This is a genomic window from Mesorhizobium sp. M4A.F.Ca.ET.050.02.1.1 (assembly GCF_003997725.1).
Lineage (GTDB): Bacteria > Pseudomonadota > Alphaproteobacteria > Rhizobiales > Rhizobiaceae > Mesorhizobium.
Genome location: NZ_RZSG01000549.1, coordinates 1 through 4,081 on the forward strand (window position 1 = coordinate 1; position 4,081 = coordinate 4,081).

At 65.6% G+C, this 4,081-nt stretch carries 5 protein-coding genes; 4 read left to right on the forward strand and 1 reads right to left on the reverse strand.

All coding sequences use genetic code 11. The annotated features are described in order from the left end of the window. The first annotated feature begins 188 nt into the window (after positions 1-188). Together EOA33_RS26590 and EOA33_RS26595 are read left to right on the forward strand one after the other, a co-directional pair. Positions 189-1,238: an ABC transporter permease gene (locus EOA33_RS26590; RefSeq protein WP_127406992.1), complete on the forward strand. Its 1,050-nt coding sequence runs from the start codon at positions 189-191 to the stop codon at positions 1,236-1,238. Continuing rightward, positions 1,235-2,179, forward strand: a complete 945-nt coding sequence (locus EOA33_RS26595) for an ABC transporter permease (protein WP_127406993.1) — start codon at positions 1,235-1,237, stop codon at positions 2,177-2,179. Before EOA33_RS26590 ends, EOA33_RS26595 begins: the two co-directional genes overlap by 4 nt. 68 nt (positions 2,180-2,247) lie before the next feature. Here the strand turns inward: EOA33_RS26595 and EOA33_RS26600 are convergent, their stop codons facing one another. Next, entirely contained in the window at positions 2,248-3,015 is a 768-nt protein-coding gene (locus EOA33_RS26600; RefSeq protein WP_127406994.1) for an SDR family oxidoreductase, read from the reverse strand. A gap of 281 nt (positions 3,016-3,296) precedes the next feature. Here EOA33_RS26600 and EOA33_RS26605 point away from each other — a divergent pair, with 281 nt between their 5' ends. Both EOA33_RS26605 and EOA33_RS26610 read left to right on the forward strand, forming a co-directional pair. Then, positions 3,297-3,446 carry a hypothetical protein gene (locus EOA33_RS26605; protein WP_127406995.1) on the forward strand — a complete coding sequence of 50 codons (150 nt, stop codon included), beginning with the start codon at positions 3,297-3,299 and terminating at the stop codon, positions 3,444-3,446. A gap of 130 nt (positions 3,447-3,576) precedes the next feature. Continuing rightward, positions 3,577-4,081, forward strand: a 505-nt coding sequence (locus tag EOA33_RS26610) for an LLM class flavin-dependent oxidoreductase (RefSeq protein ID WP_127406996.1), incomplete at its 3' end; no start/stop codon positions are given.

Consider the following 4,081-nt stretch of genomic DNA (forward strand, 5'->3'; position numbering starts at 1 on the left):
TCTCTCGCCAAACCATCGCCGGGTCCTCCGGCGAGGGAGAAAACTGTCACCTATGCAATCGGTCCATTCTGTTACCTATCTATCCGGTTCGGACACAGCCACCTTCTCCCCGTCACTATACGGGGAGAAGGTGCCGGCAGCCGGATGAGGGGCGGCGCCGACATCTGGCGAGCGGGGGGCCACGCCTGATGTTCCGCCTCGAAGCCCGAACGTCGACGCCGGCTTGGTTCAATCTCGCACTGCCGCTGCTGGCGATCGCGGCGACGCTGGTGTTGTGCAGCGGCCTGATAGCAATCGCCTGCGCCGGCGTGATCGAGGCCTATGGCGTGATGCTGTCGGCCTCGCTCGGCGACAGCTACGCCATAACCGAGACGCTGGTGCGCGCCGCGCCGATGATCTTCACCGGCCTTGCTGTGGCGATCGCCTTCCGCGCGAAATTCTGGAACATCGGCGCCGAGGGCCAGTTGCTGGCGGGCGCTGTGGCAAGCTGCTTCGTCGGCGCCATCCCGATGCCGGGCTATCTCGCCATGCTTTTGATGGCGCTGGCGGGCGCCGCGGCCGGCGCCGCCGTGGCGCTGGTGCCCGCCACGTTGCGCGTAAAGTTCAAGGTCGACGACGTGGTCAGCTCGCTGCTGCTCAACTCAGTCATCTATTACGCGCTGATGGCGCTGATCGAGGGGCCCTGGAAGGATAGCTTCAGCGGCTATCCGATCTCGCCGCCGGTCGAGGATTCGGCCAATTTCCCGGTGCTGATTGAGGGCACGCGGCTGCATCTCGGCGTCGTGGCGGCGCTGATCGCCGCGCCGCTCTGCTGGTTCTTGATCGCGCGCATGACGCTCGGCTTCCGCATCCGTGTCACCGGCGAGAATCCGGAAGCGGCCCGCTACAGCGGCATCAACGTCCAGCGCGTGCTCATCTCGACCGCACTGCTCTCCGGCGCGCTGGCGGGCTTGGCCGGCGTCGGCGAGGTCGGCGGCGTGCATTTCCAGGTGATGAGCGACATTTCGCCCGGCTACGGCTATTCCGGCATTGTCGTCGCCATGCTGGCCAGGCTCAATCCGCTCGGCGTGGTGCCGGCGGCGCTCTTCCTTGCCGCGGTTATGACCGGGGCCGAGGCGATGTCGCGCGCGACCGGCGTGCCGGCTTTCCTCAGCGACGTCATCCAGGGCACGGCGCTGCTTGCCATGCTGGTGGCGCTGCTGTTCACCGCCTATCGAATTCGGCGGGTCGCGAAATGAGCGCGGTGTTCGAGCAGATCTTTCAGGTCGGCTTCCTTGCCGCCATCATCCGCATCGCCACGCCGCTTGCCTTCGCCACGCTTGGCGAAATGTTCTCCGAGCGCGCCGGCGTGCTTAATCTCGGCATCGAAGGCATCATGCTGCTTTCCGCCATGGCCGGCTTCACCGCCACCAGTCTGAGCGGCAGCCTGTGGCTCGGCGTGCTGGTGGCCGTGGCGACCGGCGCGCTGATGGGCGCGGTGCATGCGCTGTTCACGGTGGCGCTCGGCCTGAGCCAGCATGTCTGCGGCATCGGCGTGACGCTGTTCTGCTCGGGGCTCGCCTATTTCCTCTACCGGCTGATCTTCGGCCAGCAATCGGTGCCGCCGAGCATCAAAGGTTTTCAGACGCTGCCGATCCCACTGCTTTCCGACATTCCGGTCCTGGGACCGGCGGTGTTGAACCAGTTCGCGCTGGTTTACCTCGCGATCATCGCCGTTCCGCTCGCCGCCATCGTGCTCTACCGCACGCCATGGGGGCTTTCGGTGCGGATGGTAGGCGAAAACCCGCGCGCCGCCGACTCGGCCGGGGTCAGCGTGATTGGCACGCGCTTCCAGGCGGTGATCCTCGGCGGCGCGTTGATGGGGCTCGCCGGCGCGTTTCTCACCATGGCGCAGTTCAACGCCTTCACCTTCGGCGTGGTGTCCGGGCGCGGCTGGGTGGCGATCGCGCTGGTCGTGTTCGGCCGTTGGGACCCGTGGCGCTCGGCGGGCGCGGCGCTGCTGTTCGCCTTCGTCGATGCGCTGCAGCTCAGGATGCAGGCAAGTGGGCTCGGCCACATCCCCTACGAAGCCTTCCTGATGCTGCCCTTCATCTTCACGATCGTCGCCATGGCCTTCATGTCGCGCAATGCGGTCGCGCCCTCGGCGCTGCTGAAGCCGTTTCGGAGGGAAGAGCGGTAGAGGACTTGGCGCCCTTTCCTCTCCCCCGATCGACGGGGGGAGAGGAAGAGCGCCAAGCCTGGGACGCTTCACATCGCCGTAAAGGCGTTGTCGACGAAGAGATGCGCGCCGTTGACGAAGCTGGATTCGTCACTGGCCAGGAACAATGCGGCCTTCGCCACTTCTTCCGGCTCGCCGATGCGGCCCTGCTGGGCGGCGAGTGCCGCGTCGGAGACGTCGACGCCGAGTTTCCCCAGGTCGGCCACCTCGCGCAGCCCGTGCGGGGTGCGGATGAAGCCGGGACAGACGGCGTTGCAGCGAATGTTGCGGTCGCGGAATTCGACCGCGATGGCGCGGGCGAACATGTGGCAGGCGCCCTTGGTGGTGTCGTAGAGCACCTCGTTCGGCGTCGCCGCCACCGCCGAGATCGACGAGGTGCAGACGATCGAGCCGCCGCCGGCCGCGATCATGCTAGGCAGCACCGCGCGCGTCATCAGGAACATCGAGCGCACGTTGACGGCATGCAGCCAGTCCCATTCCGTGAGCGTCGTCTCCAGGAACGGCTTTATGACGATGGTGCCGGCGTGATTGAACAGCACGGTGACCGGGCCAAGCTTGGCCGTCGCAGCCTTCACCGCGGCTTCGACCTGCGCCTCGTCGGAAACATCGGCGACGAAATGCTCGGCGACATGGCCGCGGGCGCGGATCGCCGCCGCGGTCGCGGCCGCTGCCTCGCCGTTGCGGTCGACGATCGCCACCTTGGCGCCTTCCGCCGCGAAGAGCTCCGAGGCCGCTCCACCCATGCCCGTCGCGCCGCCCGATATGATCGCGACCTTGCCCGCCAGCCTTCCGCCCATTGATTTCTCCGTCTGTTGATGCTTCACGCGTGAACCGGCAACGATGCTAACCCGCGCGTGTCGGATGGCCAAGCTCGCTGGCCGCATCGCCGACTCCAGCGCGACCGCCGAAATCCGGGGCGGCGTCATCATCTCCGCAGCCGTTTCCCCTGCATAGGGCAGACGCAGCAAGCCAAACCAATGTCCAGCGCGATATGAGAAATTCGTTCTTCGGATCGCGGAAAAATAGCAATCGACAAAGTCTACTAACTTTATAGATTAAGGGTGAGACGGAGGCCGACATGTCCTATTACCAAAACACCCAGACAGACCGCAGGGGCCAAACCGTCGGCCAGAGCTGGCGGCCGGCCTATGGCGGGGCCTTCGCCTATCTCGTTTTCACCCTTGCGTTCGTGTTCACCGGGGCAGTCGTTCTGGGCCTCATTCCCTGAGGCGCGGGAACCACGGGGTGGCGGCCTAACGCTTTCAGGCAACCGGAGTTGAGTGAGCCGCGTCGGCGGCGCGTTTTCGCGCGCCCTGTGGTTTTGATATGCGATTCCAAACGTGATGAAGGAGATGGCAATGCCAATCGAGTTCACGCATGTTCCGGGTAAGTCTGCCTATGGCAGCTTCTTCTACGATTTCGCCGAGACCGCGACGAAACTGTCGCTGATCGAGGATGTCGGCTTTCAGAAGATCGTCGTCGACGATCCGGCCGGCCTGCTCACCAATATGGACATAGCCGCGCAGGCGCTGAAGCGCACCGCGTCGCTGGAGGTGGTGCTGACCCACTGGGCTGGCGTGGTCGAGCCGACGGTGGCGGCCAGGCAGCTTGCCGCGCTCGACGCCAGGAGCGGCGGCCGGCTGTCGCTCAGGATGCTGAGCGAGCCGCTCAGCGATGAGGATGCCGAGGCGCGCCCGGTCGGGCACACCGTGGTGTGGCAGCGTATTGACGAATATCTGGTGCTTTTGAAGCGCCTGTGGTCGAACGACAGGCCGTTCGACCATGAAGGCGCCTTCTACAGCGTCAAAGGCGGCTATGTGCCCCGCAAGGGCCCGCACGGCGCCGACGAGACGATCCGGCTTG

Coding starts and splice junctions, on each gene's coding strand:
- EOA33_RS26590 (WP_127406992.1), top strand. CDS start 189: ATGTTCCGCCTCGAAGCCCGAACGTCGACGCCGGCTTGGTTCAATCTC.
- EOA33_RS26595 (WP_127406993.1), top strand. CDS start 1,235: ATGAGCGCGGTGTTCGAGCAGATCTTTCAGGTCGGCTTCCTTGCCGCC.
- EOA33_RS26600 (WP_127406994.1), bottom strand. CDS start 3,015: ATGGGCGGAAGGCTGGCGGGCAAGGTCGCGATCATATCGGGCGGCGCG.
- EOA33_RS26605 (WP_127406995.1), top strand. CDS start 3,297: ATGTCCTATTACCAAAACACCCAGACAGACCGCAGGGGCCAAACCGTC.